Raw genomic sequence first — 17,141 nt, 5'->3', positions numbered from 1 at the left:
TCGGCAGGGCAGGGCGGCCAACGCCCTGCCCTGCCGACGACTCGGGCCTCACCAGGGCTGATGCCTGATCGCACGTCACCGGCCGTCGCGCCCGGGGCCCTCGGCCCCGGGCTCCGGCGCTCGCGCCGGAGGGAGCGGCCACCTTCCGTCAGCCGGCTGACGGCGCCTGGTCCTCCGGCGTCCGCAGGGCGAGCGGGCGGCGGCTGGTCGGCGTCGCGGCGGCCGGGACCGCCGGCGGATCGGCGGGGGCGAGCGCGGCCTGCTCGGCGACGGTCCGGCCTCGGCGGCGCGGGACGTCGGCGACGGCCTGGTGCTCCGGGTCGTATCCGGGGCCGAGCGGGCGGCGGGTGGTCATCGGGGTCTCCTCGGGTCGGGGTGCGCACCTGGGTGTGCGCTGGTCAGAGCTGGTGCGCAGCAGGGTGCGCACCTGTGTTCGGTCAGCACAGCACGAGCTGCTGGGGCTTCGCGTCGGCCTCGGCCTTGGCTCTGGCGCGGAACTCGGCGAGCAGGTCGGCTCCGGGGTCGGAGCCGGACAGCTCGGCGTTGGACGGGGGCGTGTCGGGGGCGGGCTCTTCACCAGGGAGCCAGACGTCGCGGCCCCAGACGAGCTGTACTGGTCCTCCTCGGCGGCGCTTGGCCGGTTCGGTGGCCGACCAGCGCTCGACCTCCTCCGCGTTCCACTCGACCAGCAGGGCCTGCACCTTGCTGGTGCCGCCGGTCTCCACGGCCTTGCGCATGGCCAGTGACCTGCCGCGACGGCTGATCACCCCGGCGAACCAGGCGGCGAGGGCCACGGTCAGCACCACGGGTGCGGCCTCCGCGTCCTTCTCCTCCTGGGTCTTCACCTTCTCGTCGTCGTCCGGGGTGTCGATGCCGAAGTACGCCTTCGCGCCGGGTGACCAGCGCATGTAGCGCTGGCCGTGGGCCGCCGCGACGTACTCGCGCCACAGGGCGAGGTCGTGCCGGTCCTTGGCCGGCATCGCCTTGCGGGCCTCGGCGTCCAGGCCGTCGATGCGCTCCAGCCAGTCTTCGGCGATCTGGTGCGGGGTCCGCCGGCCCTTCTTGCCGGTCTTGGTGTCGGAGCCGGTCATCTCCTTGACCATGTACTTCGCAAACGCACTCTCCTCGCCGGGCTTGGGCACGAGGAGCTTGACGCCGCGTTCGCGGCTGGGCAGGTAGCCGCCAGCCTTCGCGACGCCTGCCGACCACCGCGCGTACAGGACGTCCTCCAGGGCGGCGGCCTGCTTGGCCGTCAGCGGCTGGTCGAGGAAGTACTGCACGTGGAAGTGCGGGTGCCAGCCGTTCGAGGTGCCGTAGGTGGTCTCCCACACCCGGACGTCGAAGGTGATCCCGTACTTGGCCTTGATCTTCTGCCACTGCCGCCCGGCGTGCCTGCCGAAGGCGTATGCCCAGGCCAGACGCTGGATCTTCATCAGGTCTTTGAGGCTGCTGCGGCTGTAGTGGCGCAGGGTGAAGGTGCCCATGGCGAGGCCGTGCCGCTCGTCCGCCCACTGGCCGTTGGCCTTCTCCAGGTCGGCGCGGCGCTGGGCCTTGATGCCCTGTCCGCAGGTCGGGCAGGTGTGGACGCGCTTGCACTGCCGGAGCTGGGTCCACCGGGCCCGCTTCCCGTCGTAGGTCATCGGGACGTCGGCGCGGGTACGGGCAGCAACGGGTACGGGCAGCCGGTTGCAGGCCCGGAACGGCTCGTCGGGGGTGTAGGGCTGGATCTGCTCGCGGAAGTCGTCCAGGCGGTCCCTGCGGGCGTTCTCGGCCTTCCGCTGGGCCTTCTCGGCGGCGACCTTCGCGCCCCTCTGACGCGACGTCTCCTGCCGGTCTGACCTGCGGGAACGGCCCCCAGTGCCGTCCAGGGGGGTTGCGGTTTTTCCCAACTTCCCGAGACGCACCGTGTGCCCTGCCGCCCCGGGTGCCGTCTCTGCCCGTTTCGGGGGGTTTGGGGCGATATATGACGGGTCGTTGGCCTTGAGCAGGTCGAACACCCGGGCGGTGCGGGCGAGGAACTCCGCCTCCTGCTCGCGGGTGAGGTGCAGCCCGCCGGCCTTCTCGGCGGCGGCGACGGCCGCCAGGCCGGGACGGCCGAGCCGGTCGGGGCGGACCTCGGCCCGCGCCTGGCTGCCCTCGTGGCGGTGGGAGGCGTGCTCGGGCCGGGCGGCGGGGGCGGGCTCGCCGGTGAAGGTCGCCGGGGCGACCACGGCCGGGTGCTCGACTGCGCGTGCGGGAGCGACGTCTGGGCCGGTGGCCTGGTGGCGCACGGGGTGCGCGGGGTGCGCACCTTGGTGTGCACCAGTCTGGTGGGGTGTTGCGCCGAAGTGGGCTCCACCCGTTACGCTGGTCAGCGTCGGGTTCCTCTGCTGTCGTTTCGCCTAGTCAGTGGCGACAGTTCGGGGGGTTCGGCCGGACGGCGGGGCCTGCCAGGGCCCTTAAGTCCAGCTTTCGTATTGGGCTCGATCATGCCCTACGGAAGCTCTACGTGAGGCACACGGCGCGAAAGTGCCCGATGTGACCTAGAAGACCGTCAGGGCCCGTCCCCCATCAGGGGGACGGGCCCTGCGGCGTTTCTACTGGTCAGCCCGCTACCGGTCGGTCGTGCCAGTCACAGGGACAGGACGGGGTGGCGGAGCACGGGTCCTCGGTGAACGGCCAGTCGTCGGCCGTGGTGTCGATGTCGGCCTGGTGCTGCTCGGAGTTGGGTACCATCACGCCTCCTCGGGGGCGAGTCCGCGGCGGCGCTCCCACTCCCGGGTGCAGCCACGGACGAGGTCTCGGGTCACCGGGTCGGTGTCGGCCTGGTGCTGCTCGATCGCGTCGGCCAGCTCCTCGTCGGTGAACTCGGAGACCGGCTTGTTCGGCCAGGTGCTCATGCTGCCTCCCCGGCGATGACCTTGCGGACGTAGGTCGGCGAGCACGAGGCGAGGGCGGCGGTGGCGCGCTGGCTCTTGCCCTCGGAGATCGCCGTCAGGATGATCTGGCGGCGCTGCTCGGCCGTCATCTCCCCGGTGGTCTCCGGCTCCTCCTGGTCGTCGGCCTCGTCCTGGCTGTCCTCGGCGTCGACCGGCTGGTCAGAGCTGGTGTGCACGTCGGTGTGCACCTGGGTGCGCACCTCGTCCGAGACCGACTTGAGCCAGCGGTCGACGGGGGGCTGGGGCTGCTCGGGCTCGGCGGCCTGGTCCTCCTCGATCTCCGCCTCCGGGTAGGACGCCGCGTAGACCGAGGGGTCCGGCTGCCACGTGCCGGTGCCGTTGGCGATCCAGTCGGTGGCGTAGGTGCCGGTGACGACCTCCGGCTCCGCCTCGGCGGCGGGCGGCTGCTCGATCGCGGCCGGGACGACCGGCACGGGCTTCGGCCGGGCCTCCGGCTTCGACAGCACCACTGGCATCACCTGGGCCGGGGCCTGGGCCGCCTCCCGACGTTCCGCCCGGCGGCGCTTGCGGCCTCGGCGGGGGGCTGGGGCGGTCCGCCGGCCGCTGCTGGTGCGGACGACGGTGACGATCAGGTGCAGGCCGACTGCGGCGACGATCGGCGGGACGGTGGAGACACTGATCCGCAGCCAGGGGCCGACGTGGACGTCGCCGGACTCCACCAGGTGCGACACGGCGTTGAGGAGCACCGAGGTGCCAACCGCGACCAGGGTGATCGTGCGGGCGAGGCGGCGGGCCTGCTCGGGGACGCCCTTGGCGAGCCAGGCGACACCGGCGACGGCAGCGAGCAGGTCGACGCTGATCGGCAGCGCCCAGGCGAGCCAGCCGCGCCACTGGGTCCAGCCGATCGCCGTGCCCAGCGCGGCGAGTGTGAAGGAGCTGGCGGCCATGGCGACGGCCGCGACGGCGCTGGCGCCGGCGATCAGCGCGATCAGCAGCGTGAGGGGGATCTGCTCATCGGTGTGCGCCTCGGTGCGCGGGGTGGGAACCTCCTGCGCACCCGGGTGCGCGGGGGTGTGCACTTCGGTGCTCGGGTCATACTCGATGGTGCGGTTCACGTGGCCTCTTCCTCGTGGACTCTGCGGGCCGACCCCGGCTGCACGGGGTCGGCCGCTGTTCTGTTCGGGCGTGGGCTACGCGGCGCTGCTCACCCGGTTGACCGCCGTCACGGTGACGTTCCTATCGGTCCTGACCAGGTCCATCACGTGCACCACGCGGCCGTTCTGGTCGCGGTCTACCCGGACGATCAGGTCGACGGCGGCCGGGTTGGGGAGCTGGAGCAGGGCCCGCTGCTCGGCCGTCGCCAGGGCCGGGCGGATGTGGTCGACCTGGTCGATCTGGAGCCCGAGGGACTCCAGCCGGGCCAGGTAGCCGCCGGCCCCGGTGTCGGGCTCGCGCAGCACAGGCAGCGCTTCGGCGATGGCCGGCAGGAAGTACGACACGGCGTGCTGGAGCGGGGGCTGGCCTTCGGCGCCCTGGACTCGGTCGCGGACCAGCACCGGGGTGCCGGAGGCGACACCGAGCAGCTCGGCGACGTGGTCCGGCGCGGGCCGCTCCTCGATGGCGACCTCGGCGGCGGCGGCCTGGCCGGTGGCGGCGACGTCGGCGTAGAAGCCGCGCTGGGCGGCCTGGGCCGCGAGGTGCTCGGCCGTCCGCTGGACGGTGTCGGTGGTGTTCTGGTCGGTGGTCACTGGTCGCGCCTTTCGGTGTTCGGATGTGGGTTCAGCGGGTGTAGCTGAGGACGTTGCGGGCGCTGACGACCAGGTCAGTGACCTCAAGGGCTCGACCGTCCTGGTCTCGGGTGGTGCGTGTCACGAGGGCTACCGGCGCAGGGGCCGTCAGGCCGAGCACCTCGCACTGCTGCTTGTTGGCCAGCGCGGGCACGATGTCGTCCTTCTGCTCGATCGTCAGGCCGAGGTCCTCGAACCGCGCGAGCATGCCGCCGGGCCCGGTGACCTCCTCCCAGAGGATCGGCAGGGCCTCCGTGATCTCCGGCAGATACCAACTGCACGCGGTCTGCAGCACGGTGACCGGCCCGTCTTCCTCCGCCTTGACGCCCTGCACGCGGTCGCGGACCAGCAACGGGGACCTCACCGGCACGCCGAGGATCTGGGCGACGTGCTCGGGTGCGGGCCGGTACTCCCGGGCCGTGACGACGTGGCTCTGAAGGCCGGCATCCCGGACGTCGGCGTAGAAGCCGCGCTCGGTCTGGGCCTTCGCCCGGTTCGCGTCGGTGCGCAGCACCTTGGTGACTCGCGCCATGACGACGGTGCCCCTGCCCGGGGTGCCCTTGACCAAGCCCTCACGGGCGAGCGTGTCGAGGGCCCGGCGCACCGTGCCTTCGCTGCACCCGAGTTGGGCGGCCAGGTCCGGGTGTCTCGGCAGGACCGTGCCCGGCGGGTAGTGGTCGGTCTCGATAAGGCGCCGCAGGTCAGCGAGCGCCTTCTCCCACTTGGTCGGCTGTTTGGTCACACCGAGTTCTCCCTCTCTGGTCGGTCCCGGTCTCAGCCGGTGGTGGCCCACAGCATGGCACATCCGACAACGGAACGCGATACCGACATCGGGGCTTGACTTCCGATATCGGAATACGGGAGTCTCTTACTCGTCGCCACCACCGACCGAGGCCGAACGGCTCCGGAAGGTGACCTCGCTGCGGCATGCGAAAGCCCCGCCCGATCACCTTCCACAGATCGCGGGCGGGGCCACTGACCAGCAGTTATCCCCGTGAACGAGGAGCCAGCCATGGCCCACGGTACTGCCCGCCCGCCCGTCCCCCCGATCAACCCCAAGGACTTCACCGACGCCGCCGGCCGCGCGCTGGACGCCGTCACCAGCAAGACGGGCGGTGCGTCGGAGTGAGCACGAAGCCGATCAACCTGCCCGGCCTGGGCCTCATCCACCCCACCGACGAGACCAACTACCGCGCCGACGACCCGATCAGCGTCGGGGCCGTGCGCGCCCTCATCCACCAGAAGTGGGTCCACACCGTCCAGGTCAGCGACGGCCAGGGCGGCGCCCCCGAGTTCCACGCCTCGTGCGAGCTGAACGGCAAGTCGTTCACCATCACCGGCCAGATCGCGGGCAGCTGATGTTCGGCCTCGGCAAGAAGACCGACACCCGGTCCGGCCAGCAGCGCCGGGCGGCCGCCATCCGCGAGGCCGACCGCGCCGGGCACGCCGCGATCAACTCCCGCGCGCCGCGCCGACGCACCGCCGTCGAGACCAACCCGCCCGCCCGCGCCTGGTGGCGCTCCTCCTGACCGCCCACCAGCGGGTGCGCACCCCTGCACACCACGGGGTGCGCACCCGCCCTGACCTGGAGATTCACATGATCGGCGACCTGATCTGCATCCTCCTGATCGCGGGGGACGCGGCGCTCACCATCTACTGCGTCCTCCTGCTGGGCAAGGGGGGGAACCGGTGACCACGACCCCCCCGCCCCCGAGCTACCCGCCGGCCATCGGCCCCGGCGGCAGCGACCCGGACGACCTCCCGCTCTACATCCCGACCCCGATCACCCCGACCCAGGCGGAGGCCAAGGCCGCGCAGGCCGCCGACGCGCAGGCCCACCAGGCCGCGCAGGCCGCCGCGCTGGACGAGGCCGCCCGCCGGTTCTGGGCCCCCGCCCGCAAGATCGCCCAGGACTGGCACCAGGCGATGGGCCCCGACGCCCACCTGACCGACGACCCGGTCCTGCCGCCGGTCACCGGCTGGGAGCAGCCCGACGCCGAGCCGGACGCCACCCACCGCGTCGCCGACCGGATCGCGCTGATCCTCTCCGAGACCAACAAGGAGCGCGCCGAGCGCCTCCAGGCCGAGCGCGACGCCGCGTTCGCCCGCGCCGGGGAGACCCAGCGCCAGAAGACCGAGCGGCACAAGCGCGAGAAGCACGCCCGGCAGACCCGGGCCCGCCGGCGCCAGATCGGCCGCGAGCTGTTCGACTCCGCGCTCCGTGCCAAGCGGTTCAACCGCTGGCTCCTGCTGACCGCGGCCTCGGCCGCGCTCGGCTTCCACTCCGGCCTGGTGCAGATCTGCGGCGCCGTGATCCGCAGCAGCAGCGACCCCGTGATGGGCGTCGGCGCCGGCCTCTTCCTGACCGGCCTGGGCTACGCCGTCGACTGGTACCTGCGCGGCGGCGCGACCCGCCAGGGCGGGGCCGTCTCGGTCACCGAGGTGCGCGGCAGGGTCCGCATCCCGCTGCTGGTCGTCACCCGCGTGCCGGTCGCCTCCGCGCTGACCGCCCTCCTGACCTACACCCCCGGCTCCCTCTTCCCGCACTTCTAAGCTGACTGGAGAACGATCATGGACAACGGTGGACTTCTCGCCCTCGGCGTCAACGGCTCGGCCTGCGTCGGGATGCTCTTCCTGGTCAGCGGCGCCCGTGGCGCGGGCCGCCTGCGGATCAAGCAGGACAACATCATCTACGCGAGCTTCGGCGTCGGGCTGCTGGTCACCGGCACCGCGAGCGCGTTCGCCCAGGTCGGCACCGTGGGCGACACCCTGAGCAAGTCGATGCAGACCAGCATGGGCGGCTGGGGCCTCGGCGCGACGGCGGCCCTGATGCTCTGGGCCGGGTTCGGCCTGAGCGCCAAGCCGTGGAAGGACATCGTCTGCGGCCTCATCTCGCCCGGCGCGTTCCTCGCGGCCGGCGGCGTCTGGGCCATCGTGCCCTCGATCTTCGGCAACATCCTGCGCTCGCTGGTCGGTGCCTGATGCACGACGACCACGACGAGCTGCTGGACGAGCAGGACCAGGAGAAGGCCGCCGTGGCGGCGAAGGTGTGGGCCGCCCTCGGCGCGGCCGTGAAGGCCGCCATGGTGCCGGTGAAGGCCGTCCTCGACGGCTCCCCGGTGCTGACCCGGCGCCTGAGCGGCCTCGGCGCGGACACCCGCGAGAAGGCCGCCCGGCTCAAGGAGCTGGAGCTCCAGGCGCTCCAGGGGGAGTGGCAGAAGCTGGACGAGCCGCAGCGGCTCGCCGCCGAGCTGGCCCACCGCAAGGCCCGGCGCGGCAAGACCGCCGACGCCGTGGTGTTCGGCGTCGTGATCGCCGTGTTCGTGCTCGCCGTGTTCGGCTCGCTCCTGCGGTGGGTGCTGGTGCTGGTCCTGGTCGCCTGGACCATCGGCGCGATGGCCCACTCCCCCTCCTCCGTCCCCGAGGTCGAGGACCAGGCCGTCGAGGACGTCGACCGCGGCGAGGAGCCGGACGACGTCGAGGACGACCAGGAGCCGGTCGCCAAGCCCGCTCCCCGCCCGCTCACCGCGCCGGAGCTGGTGGCCACGATCGAGCACATGGTCGCGATCCGGGCCACCAAGGACGGCGGGGCGGGCAACGTGCTCATCGGCGAGGTGCTCACCGCCCTCCAGCGGCACCGCCAGTTCGAGGGCTACGACACCCGCGAATTCGGGGCCGCGGTGCGGGCCGCCGGGATGAAGCCGAAGCCCTCGGTGGGGGTCGGCTCCGGGGCCTCCCGGAAGACCTCCCCCGGGTGGACGGTCGAGTACCTCCACGCCACCCTCGGCCGGGTGCCCGCACTGCCTCCCCAGGCGGCCGTCGACCGCACCCCGGTCGAGGCGGCCTGACCGCCCCCTCCCCGCACCCTCCAGAAGGCCCCGTTCGGCACCCGCCGGGCGGGGCCTCTGCCATGCTCGGAGGGCCCCTTCTCGGGCCCCTCCCCCGGGAGCGGCCAAGGCCCCGCCGGCCTCGACTACAGACCTGCGCTGACCTGCGTAACTACCGACTACGGGGCTCGACTACAGCCCCGACTACAGGGGTCGACTACACCCCTCCCGAGAGGGGTCGAGGGGGAGCGCGTGGAGCTGTACGAGTACCGGTGCAAGGTCTGCGGGACCACCGTCCCCTGCTCCTCCCCCGGCGCGGTCGAGACCGCCCGCAGCGACCACCACCGCCGCGTCCACCTCCGCGCCGCCGAGCCGGTGATCATGCCCGGGGAGGACGGGCCGGACTTCCTCGACGGCCTCCTCGGCCGCCCGTGGCTGCTCGTGGTGATCGCCCTGGTGGTGCTCTACCTCCTCGGCATCCGGGGCTGAACCCACAAACCCGTTACGTAACGGGTTCGGAAAGTCGGGTCCGGTTCGCCCCGGTTTCGCCCCTGCCCCCTCCCCTGCCCGCCGGAGGGTGCTCCGGCTCGCCTCACGGCGCCTCCGGCGGGCCGAGCCTCCCCGAGGGAGGGGGCTCGGTGATCTTGGGCGCTGACCGTGGGCGGGTGGTGCGGGCCGGGACGCGGAGCTCCCCCGGCGGACGCCTCCGAACCCTGCCATCCCCCGGCCGGACCCGCCCGACCAAGCCCGGCCAGAACTTCTGCCCGTTCCGCAAGCTCCACGGCCAGAACTTCCGCCCGGGTCGGCCGCCTCGGCGGCGGCCGAGTCGTTCGGGCCCGGCCGGGAGCTGGCCACCACCGCGAGCCGTCCACCGGGGGAGCTCCGCGAGCCCCGACCCTGTGGCGAAGGACGATGGCCGGCCTTCCCGGCGACGCCGGGGGGTCGTCACCACGACCCCCCGGACGGCCCCGGCCTGGTCGTCCTCGGCGAAGTCAGCCGGCTGAACACCCGGCGGCGGTCAGCGCCACCTCGACGAGGGCCCGCTCGGAGTCCGTGAACGCCCTGGTGCTGTCCCACTCGTTGCGCGGGTCGTAGGCCCACAGCGCCACCGGGCCGCGCGTCACGGGCAGCTCCCCGGCCGGGAGCCCCGCGACGTGGGCCAGCACGGAGGCCGCGTACGGGTTCGCCGGGAACACCTCCGGCATGATCGCCGCGCAGTCCGACATGGTCAGCCGCAGGCCGAGCGAGGCGTCGGTGAGCCAGCCCCGGCCGACGCCGTACGAGCCCATCGCCTTCTCGGCGACGGAGATCCGGTCGCCCCACTCGGCGCGGCCGTCAGGGTGGATCAGGATGTACACGGGGGCATCAGTCATGCGCCGACCGTAGCGGGCCGCCGAGGGGCGCGGCGGCGACTTCGGGTGACACCCACCGCCCTCCCCCACCCCGATTACGGGGCGAGCCGTCCGCGACCACGCCGCAGCCGGTAGCCGCTCAGCGAGACGACCGGCGTGGGCTCCCGATCCTCGAGTTCCTCCGCCAGCACCCGGGCCTCGACCACGGGCGGCGGCAGCTCCTCCGGCCGCGGCTTGCGGTGCTGGCGCCGCGCCGGCGGGGCCTCCGGCACCAGCCTCGCCCAGAGGCACGGATCGACCCCACCCAAGTCGCTCACACCTCATGCACTCCGAGATGATCAAGGCCGCCGACCGACCACCCACTCCTATGCATCACGACCCGACCGGGGACCAGACACCTCTCGCAGATGGTTCTGATCATGGTCCGCGCAGGCGTGGGGACCCTGCCACCAACGTTGGTGAACGGGCGCTCACCAACGTTGGTGGCATGGTCCGCCGACCTTCGGCGTGGCCACCGTGCGGACCGGTCCTCGGCGCCCATCATCGGCGGCATGGACTACGTCGACCGGCTCGCCGCTGAGCTGCTGGAGACCCCGCTCGACCCGCTGCTGGTGCGGCTGGTCGACGCCGTGCTGGACACGCCGGACGGCGCCCAGGTGATCGCTTCCCTCGACCGGATCGCCGCCGCAGAGGGTCCACAGGGAAGTTGTCGGCGCCCGGATCGAGCACCGTGACCCCCCGGCCGCCTACTGGGCGGCCTTTTTGCTGTTCGGTGCCGTGGCCCGGGCCTGCACGCCGCCGACTCCGGAGAACGTGATCTGGACCGCCGGCTGACGGCGCAGCGGCCGTCCGGCGGGCACGAGAACGGCGGCGGGCTCCGGCACCGCCGGCGGTGCCGGTGGCGGTGGTGGAGTCGGTCTCGGCGCGGTCCGACCCCGCGCGTCGGCGGCGGCCTGGGCGAGCGCGGCGTCGAGTTGCCGGGCCTCGTACGCCCGCTGTCGGCAGCTGCGGCGGCAGTGCTGACGGCGGCTCGCCGAGGGCGCGGTGAACGCCCTCCTGCACCCCGGGCACGTCCGCTCGACCTGCCCGGCCTGCGTCGTCTCGTCCATCCAGCCAGGCTGCCAGCCCGACCCCCGCCCGGCCCGGAGGCGCACGGCACCAGCCGTCACGGTGACGGTCGGCCCAGTGTCACGGTGACAGCCGCGCAGACCGTCACCATGACACTCGACCGACCCCCCTTGTCCAGGGCCTGCGTTGAGCCCGTCCGCGCCTGCCGACCGTCACCGTGACGCTCGCGCCGACCGTCACGTGACACCGCCTCCGCCCCGCGACGAAGGCCAGCCCCGGCCGTGACGTGGGCGGTGCCGTCCAGCGCGAACGGGCCCCGCCCCGAACGCACGCCGACCGCGCTGGAGGGCGCCGACCGTGGCCTGGGTCCAGGGCGCGGCAAGCGGCCCTGGTACCCCGGGCAGCAGCCCCTGGGAACGGCGCTGCCCGCCCCCGGTCGAGGGCGGGCAGCAGGGTCAGGCCGGTCAGCGCGAGACACGCCCCGCGCGGTCGCGCAGCGCGGCACGGAGGGCATCGGCGTGCTGCCACTCGCGCTCCGAGGCCGAGGCGTCGTCCGGCTCACCGGCCAGCAGCAGCCGCGCGAACTCCACCAGGTCGTCCAGGTCGGCGAACTTGGCGACCGGCACCGGGTCCTCGCTGTCCCAGGCCGGGTCCGACTCAGCGTCCAGCGCGTTGAAGCCCCAGCCCTGCTCCTCGGTCCAGAGCAGCATCACGCCGTGGCCCAGGTAGGTGCCCTCGGCCGGCTGGAGCGAGGTGCCGCCCTCCTTCGCGGCGGACGGCCGCCACAGGTAGGAGATCCCGAGGCCGCGCTCGGTGTCGTGGGTGTAGTACTCGACCGCCCCCATCCCGGCGGCCTCGAAGGCGGACTGGACGGCGTCGGCGTACGGCTGGTGCGGGAAGCTCGGGTCGTTGAAGTAGATGCCGGTCACGATGATCCCTCCGATGGGGCGGAGCCCGGATTGGCTCCGCCGTGGTGGTGAACGTGCTGGTCATGGCAGGTGCGCACCGGGGTGCGCACCTTGGTGTGCAGGGGTCAGAGCGGCCGGGCGGCCGACTCCGAGAGGTACGGCGTGAGCGCCTCGGCGAGGCTGGACAGCGCGGCCAGGACGCCGAGGTGGGCGGTGCCGTCGAGCTGGCCCGCCGTCACGTCCCCGCGGATCTGCACCGGGGCGTCGGGCCGCTCCTGGCCCACGTGGACCGTCGCGGCCAACTCACCCTCCGGCAGCACCACCTCGACGGTGGCCGCGCCGATGGCGGCCTGGCCGGTCTCGACTCGGGCGCCGAACCGCTCGAAGGTCCGCTTCGCCAGCTTTTCGGCCGGGACCCTGCGGCCCACGTGCCGGTGGACCTCCTCCAGCGCGGTGAGCAGCCGGTCGGCGACGTCCTCGCCGATGACCGCCAGCGCCTCGTGGTCGCCGCCCTCCGCCTCCATCAGGTCCCCGATCGAGCGGAAGGCGATCGCCATCTGCCAGGCCGCCGAGGCGAGCGGGGCCGGGTCCTGCGTCACCATCGCCGGGAGCAGCCGCTCCTCGGCCTCGATGCCGATCCGGCGCACCGTGCTGGGGCGCAGCGCCTGGAAAGCCGGCTGAACCCGGCGGAAGTCGGCGGCGCTCACCGGCCCTCCTCCTCGACGACCTCGATGGCCAGCCACTCCCGGGGCGCGATGGGCGTGCGGCCCTGGTACCCGGCGTCGGAGCGCTCCAGCTCCAGCACCGGCCACAGCGAGTCGTCCCCGCGCCCGTTGTCCGGGTACGGGCCGACCACCGTGCCGGTCACCCAGTAGTAGCCCCCGGTCGGGCCCTGCGGACCGTACTCCCGGCCCTTGAACCGCACCTTCTTCCCGTACAGCTCGGGCCAGTTGAACTCGTCGGCGGCGATCACCGGCAGCGGGGAGCAGGCCCAGCCGTGGCGCAGCATGCTGAACCGGCCCTCCGGGAAGGCCAGTTGGCACTTCGCGCAGCGGGTGTACCCGGCGGACTGCTCGCGCTCGTGCTCGCAGTCCGGGCAGCCCTCGGAGTGGGCGTCGTGCCACGTCTGGTGCGTCTGCTGCTGGCGGTCGTCGTCGGCCGTCCAGCCGTCGTTCCCGCCGCAGTAGCAGCCGTCACACGAGGTGCACGACCCGCAGCCGGCGCACTGGCCGCGCAGGTGGTGGCCGCACACCGGGTTCACGTCGTTGTGGCGGTCGCCGGTCCAGGCCGGCACCCTCGGGCCGCCCTGCTCCCAGCTCTCGATTCGCGGCGTGGTCGTCATCGTCCGGTCTCCCCTTCGTCGGTGATTCTGCTGGTCAGAGCAGGTGCGCACCCAGGTGCGCACCCACTACCACGTCAGTTCTTCCTGGCCCTGGATCTGCTCGCCCGGCCCGGCCTGCTCGGCGGCCGACTCCTCGACCGGCTCCTCGGCGGCCTTGCGGGCCTTCGCCGAGGTCGTCTTGCCCAAGCTGTCGAAGATGCGGTGGAGCTGCTGTTCGTGGCGCTCGTTGATCGTCGTGATCTCCCGCTGCCGGACCCGCTCCTCGTGGGCCCGCACCCGGCAACCGCCCTTGCAGTACTTCGGCGCGGGCCCCCTCTTGTTCGCCGGGACGAACGGCGTGCCACACCACACGCAGACGCGCAGCGTGGCGGCCTTCTTCGACTTCGGCTTCGGCGTGGCCGCAGGCTGCTGCTCGGTCTCCTCCGTCACCGCAGGCCCGTGGCGAAGGCCGTGAGGTCGGCGCTGGTGCGGCCGGCGGCGGTGGCCCGGATCAGCGCCACCATGTACCGGCCGTACACCTCCTCCTGCGCCTCGGTCAGCTCGATCCGCTCGCGGCCCGCCCCGGCCCGGACGATGGCGAGCAGCTCGGCCTTGTCGCTCGCCTCCTCCCGCGTGACGCCGCGGTGGAGCACCGGGGCGAGCGCGCGGCGGGCCCAGGCGGCGACGGCCCCACCAGCAGTCCCCCCCGCCCACGTCGTCCCCGTCCACCACGGGGCGTGCCGGTCCTCGGCGAGGTCGTCCAGCAGCACGGCGAGGTCGTCGTCGGCGCGGGCCAGCTCGTCGCGCAGCCAGCTCAGCCGGATGAGGTCCTGCCCCTCGACCTGGACGTCGAGCAGCTGCACCAGCTCCCGGCCGTCCGCGCCGACCAGCATCGGCACGCCGGGCACCAGGTCGGCCCGGCCGTAGACGACGTCGGCCGTGCCCACCGACAGCGCGTCCAGCACCCGGTGGTACGCCTCGTACAGCACCTCACCGTCGAGGGTGTCCGGCAGCGGCGACCACGGCTCGCCGTCCTCGTCCGGCGCCGGGCGCAGCTGGAGGAGCAGCGGCTCCTCCAGCGCGTAGAGGTCGCCGAGGATGTCGGGCTCGGCGGGCAACAGCAGGTTGGTCTTGGGCATCGGGGCCCCTCTCCGCACGGTTCGGGAGCGCCGCGACGGGGTGTCCCGGGCTCGGCCCCATCCTAGAACCCGTTACGTAACGGGTTCTAGAGCGCGCGGGGGTTCGCTGGGGGCGCGGCGGGCTCGCGTGCGCCCCCCTCCCCCGACTCCTGCCGTGACTCCCGGCGCAGCTCCTGGCGTGGCTCCTGACGTCGGCACCCCGGCCGCCGGGCCGGGCCGGTGTCGGCGCAGGTCAGAGCATTGGTGCCGGGGGCCGGAAAATCCGACAACCCTCTCTGGGCGGTGCTGCTGGCTGTGGCGGTGGCTGCGGTCGGGTTCGGCGGGCGGTCGGCTCGGCGCCGGGTCGCCGGTCGGGGGATGCGCACCGGTTCCGGTGCTGGTCACGGCTGGTGCGCACCCGGGTGTGCTCCACGGCTACCGGCCCGGCGTGTCCGGCCTCGGCCGCCGGGCCTGCTGCCTGCGCAGGTGCTCGGCCTGCTCGGCGGCGGCGGCCTTCTTCGGTGCGGCCTTCTTCGGCCTCGGCTTGCCCGTGGTGCTGCCCGCCCGGGCGGCGCGGGCGGTCACCTCGCGGGCGAGGTCGGCGCGGACCTGGTCCTCCAGCTGGAGCCGCTCGGGCGGCAGCGCGGCGCGGCGGGTCTGCTCGGCGAGCAGCTGCTCGACACCGCGCCGGGCCTCGGCGACGGCCACCCGGGCGGCCTGGAGCGGCGGCTGGTGGTCGATCTGCTGGAGCCGGGCGCCCCGGGCGTCCTCGGCGATCGCCGCCCGCTCCTGCTGCTGCCAGCCGCTCTCCAGCGCGGCCAGCGCCTCGTCGTACCGGCCCCGCACGCCCGGGGCGGCCTCTGAGGCCCGCTCCAGCGCCCGGGCGGCCAGCGCTCCCAGCCGGGCGGCCTCGGCCTCCGCACGGGTCGCCAGCGCGGCGGCGGTGGCTGCCGCGTCGGCTGCCTTCTTCGCCTTGCGCGGCCAGCGCGAGGAGGTGGCGGCCTTCGCCTCCGCCTCGACCTGGCGGGCGACGGCGGCCTCCTGGCGGTGCTGCCCGGCGGCCGTGGCGTGCCCGTCCGCCTCGGCCTCGGCGCCGACTGCGGCCTGCAGCCCGATCCGCCGGCGGTGGAGCTCACCGCGGCGCGGGCCCATGCCGACGCCGGAGACCAGGCCGTCCAGGCGCATCGCGGTGGCCGTCTCGGCGGCGAGGGTGCTCTCCCGGGTGTCCAGGGTGGTGCGCAGGGTGCGCAGCGCGCTGACCAGGTCGGGTACCGTCCCGGCCGGGGTGGTGCGCAGGGTGCGCACCACGTCGGTGCGCGGGTCGACGGCGCGCTCGCGGGCCTCGGCCAGGCGCAGCGCGGCCAGGTCCGGCCCGGTTGCCTCCGGGGCGACGGTCTTGGGCTCCAGCACCGGGGCGAGCTTGCCCCAGGCGAGGTCTCGGCCGGCCTTCGACGCGGGCACCCAGATCTGCACGCCGTCGCTGTCGAGCCAGGCCGCGATCGACAGCGAGTAGCCGTTCATCCGGCCGGTGGTGGGCGACTCGTTGGCGCGGAAGTCCACGCCCCGGGCGAGCAGCTCGGCCTCGAACCGGGCGCGGCCGAGGCCCGCGGCGGCATCCCTGGCCTGCTGGGCGAGGACCCGGATCTGCTCGCGCTCCGGCAGCGCGACGCCCCGGCGCTGGGAGGCGGCCAGCTCGTTGCCCGACCGGACCCCGGGGCCGGTCTCCTTGTACCGGTCGGCGGCGCGCACCAGGCCGTGCTCCGCCTCGATGGCGTCCAGCACGGTGCGGTTGCGCAGCCAGTCCCGGCCGTTGTCGACCAGCCGCCCGTCCCAGGTCAGGCGGCTGACCGTGATGTGCACGTGGTCGTGGCCGTGGCGCGCGGCCACCCACGGGCAGTCGCCGAACCCCATGCGGGCGACGTACTTCTCGGCGATCGCCGCCCACACCCGGTCGTCCAGGACGCCGTCCTCGTCCGGCACGCTCAGCGAGACCCGCCAGATCGGCTTCTTGACGTCCGAGCGCTGGCGGGTGTGGTGGTCGATCAGCCTCGCCACCTGCTGCGGCGTGCCGGGCACCGTCCCGGCGACGAAGTGCGGGTCGAGGTGTTCGTCGCGGCGGCCGGGGCCGAAGTCGTACCGGATCGCGCCGCCCGCGCGGCGGCCCGTGGTGATGTTGCCGATCACGCCGGATCGATCCACTCCTCGACCTCGACCTCGTCGGCCTGGTCGTCGTCGTCCCACTGCTCCGCGCCGATCGGGCGCAGCCCGCGCACCACCAGGGCGGCGTTGCCGACCGCCTCGATCGTGGCCACCAGCTTCGGCAGCAGGTCCCGGGGCAGCTCGCCGCCGTTCGCCAGCCGGGTGAGCTGGTTCAGGTTGTTACCCAAACGAGCGAGCTCCAGGTACGCGGCGTGGTTGACGGGCGGGACCTGGGCGACGTCGCCGGGGATACCCGGGTGCCCGTGGATCTGCTCCTCGACCACCGCCCGCGCCCACGCGCCGAGCTCCTTGCGCTGGGTCCGCCGGCGGGCCTCGTGCCAGCGCTCCAGCTCCTGCGGCGTCAGCCGGATCGACACGGTGTGGCCGCGCTTCCCGGCCGCCGTCAGCCGCCCCTGCCCGCCTTTCGCCACCGGCCCCAGCCCTTCCGCTCGCGGGTCGCCAGAACGCGCCGCCAAGGCGCGGACAGGCGGGCACGACGCCCCTCGGGCGGCGGGCCGACCGGCCCCCTCGGGCCGGTCCTCCCCTCGGCGAAGCGTAGCGAGCCAGGGGCCAGGTGGATCAAGCGAAGCGCAGATCCCTACCTGGCTCCCGAGTCGGGGGGGGGGGGGGGGGGGGGGGGGGGGGGGGCGCCCGGGGGCCGCCCGCCGCGGCCCCCCCGCGG

General features: G+C 74.0%; 25 protein-coding genes. 8 read left to right on the top strand and 17 right to left on the bottom strand.

The genetic code is table 11. The annotated features are described in order from the left end of the window. Positions 1–148 precede the first annotated feature (148 nt). The 7 genes from ACGF0D_RS43110 to ACGF0D_RS43080 form a co-directional block, all read right to left on the bottom strand. The gene (locus ACGF0D_RS43110) at positions 149–355 is read right to left on the bottom strand and encodes a hypothetical protein (RefSeq protein WP_392925891.1); all 207 of its coding nucleotides are present in this window, start codon (positions 353–355) and stop codon (positions 149–151) included. Between the two features lie 82 nt (positions 356–437). Further along, complete coding sequence (locus tag ACGF0D_RS43105) at positions 438–2,210, bottom strand: hypothetical protein (RefSeq protein WP_392925889.1); 1,773 nt, start codon at positions 2,208–2,210, stop codon at positions 438–440. A gap of 373 nt (positions 2,211–2,583) precedes the next feature. After that, positions 2,584–2,715: a hypothetical protein gene (locus ACGF0D_RS43100; RefSeq protein WP_392925887.1), complete on the bottom strand. Its 132-nt coding sequence runs from the start codon at positions 2,713–2,715 to the stop codon at positions 2,584–2,586. After that, positions 2,715–2,879 (bottom strand): hypothetical protein, encoded by a 165-nt coding sequence (locus ACGF0D_RS43095; RefSeq protein ID WP_392925885.1) that lies wholly within the window; start codon positions 2,877–2,879, stop codon positions 2,715–2,717. The genes ACGF0D_RS43100 and ACGF0D_RS43095 overlap by 1 nt, the downstream gene beginning before the upstream one ends. Next, the gene (locus ACGF0D_RS43090) at positions 2,876–3,994 is read right to left on the bottom strand and encodes a DUF2637 domain-containing protein (RefSeq protein ID WP_392925883.1); all 1,119 of its coding nucleotides are present in this window, start codon (positions 3,992–3,994) and stop codon (positions 2,876–2,878) included. The genes ACGF0D_RS43095 and ACGF0D_RS43090 overlap by 4 nt, the downstream gene beginning before the upstream one ends. A gap of 75 nt (positions 3,995–4,069) precedes the next feature. After that, positions 4,070–4,627 (bottom strand): UTRA domain-containing protein, encoded by a 558-nt coding sequence (locus ACGF0D_RS43085; protein WP_392925881.1) that lies wholly within the window; start codon positions 4,625–4,627, stop codon positions 4,070–4,072. 31 nt (positions 4,628–4,658) lie between these two features. Continuing rightward, entirely contained in the window at positions 4,659–5,408 is a 750-nt protein-coding gene (locus tag ACGF0D_RS43080; protein WP_392925879.1) for a GntR family transcriptional regulator, read from the bottom strand. Positions 5,409–5,791: 383 nt separating this feature from the next. Here ACGF0D_RS43080 and ACGF0D_RS43075 point away from each other — a divergent pair, with 383 nt between their 5' ends. The 7 genes from ACGF0D_RS43075 to ACGF0D_RS43045 all read left to right on the top strand — a co-directional run bounded on the left by ACGF0D_RS43075 (position 5,792) and on the right by ACGF0D_RS43045 (position 8,982). Continuing rightward, complete coding sequence (locus tag ACGF0D_RS43075; RefSeq protein WP_392925877.1) at positions 5,792–6,025, top strand: hypothetical protein; 234 nt, start codon at positions 5,792–5,794, stop codon at positions 6,023–6,025. Beyond that, entirely contained in the window at positions 6,025–6,195 is a 171-nt protein-coding gene (locus tag ACGF0D_RS43070) for a hypothetical protein (protein ID WP_392925874.1), read from the top strand. Before ACGF0D_RS43075 ends, ACGF0D_RS43070 begins: the two co-directional genes overlap by 1 nt. Continuing rightward, positions 6,180–6,359 carry a hypothetical protein gene (locus ACGF0D_RS43065; protein ID WP_392925872.1) on the top strand — a complete coding sequence of 60 codons (180 nt, stop codon included), beginning with the start codon at positions 6,180–6,182 and terminating at the stop codon, positions 6,357–6,359. Before ACGF0D_RS43070 ends, ACGF0D_RS43065 begins: the two co-directional genes overlap by 16 nt. After that, the gene (locus tag ACGF0D_RS43060) at positions 6,356–7,219 is read left to right on the top strand and encodes a hypothetical protein (protein ID WP_392925871.1); all 864 of its coding nucleotides are present in this window, start codon (positions 6,356–6,358) and stop codon (positions 7,217–7,219) included. The genes ACGF0D_RS43065 and ACGF0D_RS43060 overlap by 4 nt, the downstream gene beginning before the upstream one ends. An 18-nt stretch (positions 7,220–7,237) precedes the next feature. Next, complete coding sequence (locus ACGF0D_RS43055) at positions 7,238–7,648, top strand: hypothetical protein (protein WP_392925869.1); 411 nt, start codon at positions 7,238–7,240, stop codon at positions 7,646–7,648. Then, positions 7,648–8,514: a hypothetical protein gene (locus ACGF0D_RS43050; protein ID WP_392925867.1), complete on the top strand. Its 867-nt coding sequence runs from the start codon at positions 7,648–7,650 to the stop codon at positions 8,512–8,514. Before ACGF0D_RS43055 ends, ACGF0D_RS43050 begins: the two co-directional genes overlap by 1 nt. A gap of 231 nt (positions 8,515–8,745) precedes the next feature. Continuing rightward, complete coding sequence (locus ACGF0D_RS43045; RefSeq protein WP_392925865.1) at positions 8,746–8,982, top strand: hypothetical protein; 237 nt, start codon at positions 8,746–8,748, stop codon at positions 8,980–8,982. 503 nt (positions 8,983–9,485) lie between these two features. Here ACGF0D_RS43045 and ACGF0D_RS43040 read toward each other — a convergent pair. Together ACGF0D_RS43040 and ACGF0D_RS43035 are read right to left on the bottom strand one after the other, a co-directional pair. Continuing rightward, a complete protein-coding gene (locus ACGF0D_RS43040; protein WP_392925863.1) occupies positions 9,486–9,866 on the bottom strand; it encodes a hypothetical protein in 381 nt (126 codons plus the stop codon). Between the two features lie 74 nt (positions 9,867–9,940). Beyond that, complete coding sequence (locus ACGF0D_RS43035) at positions 9,941–10,153, bottom strand: hypothetical protein (protein ID WP_392925862.1); 213 nt, start codon at positions 10,151–10,153, stop codon at positions 9,941–9,943. A 243-nt stretch (positions 10,154–10,396) separates the two neighbouring features. On the opposite strand from ACGF0D_RS43035, the gene ACGF0D_RS43030 reads away from it, so the two are divergent. Continuing rightward, on the top strand, positions 10,397–10,579 hold the full coding sequence (locus ACGF0D_RS43030; RefSeq protein ID WP_392925861.1) for a hypothetical protein: 183 nt from the start codon (positions 10,397–10,399) through the stop codon (positions 10,577–10,579). A gap of 12 nt (positions 10,580–10,591) precedes the next feature. Here ACGF0D_RS43030 and ACGF0D_RS43025 read toward each other — a convergent pair whose 3' ends face one another. From ACGF0D_RS43025 to mobC, 8 genes are all read right to left on the bottom strand, one after another. Continuing rightward, complete coding sequence (locus ACGF0D_RS43025; RefSeq protein ID WP_392925859.1) at positions 10,592–10,954, bottom strand: hypothetical protein; 363 nt, start codon at positions 10,952–10,954, stop codon at positions 10,592–10,594. Positions 10,955–11,377: 423 nt separating this feature from the next. Continuing rightward, positions 11,378–11,842 carry a hypothetical protein gene (locus ACGF0D_RS43020; protein ID WP_392925858.1) on the bottom strand — a complete coding sequence of 155 codons (465 nt, stop codon included), beginning with the start codon at positions 11,840–11,842 and terminating at the stop codon, positions 11,378–11,380. 104 nt (positions 11,843–11,946) lie between these two features. After that, positions 11,947–12,528 (bottom strand): hypothetical protein, encoded by a 582-nt coding sequence (locus ACGF0D_RS43015; RefSeq protein ID WP_392925856.1) that lies wholly within the window; start codon positions 12,526–12,528, stop codon positions 11,947–11,949. Continuing rightward, a complete protein-coding gene (locus ACGF0D_RS43010; RefSeq protein ID WP_392925854.1) occupies positions 12,525–13,163 on the bottom strand; it encodes a hypothetical protein in 639 nt (212 codons plus the stop codon). Before ACGF0D_RS43010 ends, ACGF0D_RS43015 begins: the two co-directional genes overlap by 4 nt. Before the next feature lie 66 nt (positions 13,164–13,229). Beyond that, positions 13,230–13,592 (bottom strand): hypothetical protein, encoded by a 363-nt coding sequence (locus ACGF0D_RS43005; RefSeq protein ID WP_392925852.1) that lies wholly within the window; start codon positions 13,590–13,592, stop codon positions 13,230–13,232. Then, positions 13,589–14,281 (bottom strand): hypothetical protein, encoded by a 693-nt coding sequence (locus ACGF0D_RS43000; RefSeq protein WP_392925850.1) that lies wholly within the window; start codon positions 14,279–14,281, stop codon positions 13,589–13,591. The genes ACGF0D_RS43005 and ACGF0D_RS43000 overlap by 4 nt, the downstream gene beginning before the upstream one ends. A gap of 414 nt (positions 14,282–14,695) precedes the next feature. After that, positions 14,696–16,444 (bottom strand): relaxase/mobilization nuclease domain-containing protein, encoded by a 1,749-nt coding sequence (locus tag ACGF0D_RS42995; protein WP_392925848.1) that lies wholly within the window; start codon positions 16,442–16,444, stop codon positions 14,696–14,698. Continuing rightward, on the bottom strand, positions 16,441–16,890 hold the full coding sequence (gene mobC, locus ACGF0D_RS42990) for a plasmid mobilization relaxosome protein MobC (RefSeq protein WP_392925846.1): 450 nt from the start codon (positions 16,888–16,890) through the stop codon (positions 16,441–16,443). Before mobC ends, ACGF0D_RS42995 begins: the two co-directional genes overlap by 4 nt. Positions 16,891–17,141: the final 251 nt, after the last annotated feature.

The organism is Kitasatospora sp. NPDC048298 (assembly GCF_043201465.1).
GTDB lineage: Bacteria > Actinomycetota > Actinomycetes > Streptomycetales > Streptomycetaceae > Kitasatospora.
This window is presented reverse-complemented; position numbering and strand designations above follow the sequence as displayed.

Coding starts and splice junctions, on each gene's coding strand:
- ACGF0D_RS43040 (WP_392925863.1), bottom strand. CDS start 9,866: ATGACTGATGCCCCCGTGTACATCCTGATCCACCCTGACGGCCGCGCC.
- ACGF0D_RS43025 (WP_392925859.1), bottom strand. CDS start 10,954: ATGGACGAGACGACGCAGGCCGGGCAGGTCGAGCGGACGTGCCCGGGG.
- ACGF0D_RS43095 (WP_392925885.1), bottom strand. CDS start 2,879: ATGAGCACCTGGCCGAACAAGCCGGTCTCCGAGTTCACCGACGAGGAG.
- ACGF0D_RS43030 (WP_392925861.1), top strand. CDS start 10,397: ATGGACTACGTCGACCGGCTCGCCGCTGAGCTGCTGGAGACCCCGCTC.
- ACGF0D_RS43055 (WP_392925869.1), top strand. CDS start 7,238: ATGGACAACGGTGGACTTCTCGCCCTCGGCGTCAACGGCTCGGCCTGC.
- ACGF0D_RS43100 (WP_392925887.1), bottom strand. CDS start 2,715: ATGGTACCCAACTCCGAGCAGCACCAGGCCGACATCGACACCACGGCC.
- ACGF0D_RS43050 (WP_392925867.1), top strand. CDS start 7,648: ATGCACGACGACCACGACGAGCTGCTGGACGAGCAGGACCAGGAGAAG.
- ACGF0D_RS43000 (WP_392925850.1), bottom strand. CDS start 14,281: ATGCCCAAGACCAACCTGCTGTTGCCCGCCGAGCCCGACATCCTCGGC.
- ACGF0D_RS43110 (WP_392925891.1), bottom strand. CDS start 355: ATGACCACCCGCCGCCCGCTCGGCCCCGGATACGACCCGGAGCACCAG.
- ACGF0D_RS43070 (WP_392925874.1), top strand. CDS start 6,025: ATGTTCGGCCTCGGCAAGAAGACCGACACCCGGTCCGGCCAGCAGCGC.
- ACGF0D_RS43010 (WP_392925854.1), bottom strand. CDS start 13,163: ATGACGACCACGCCGCGAATCGAGAGCTGGGAGCAGGGCGGCCCGAGG.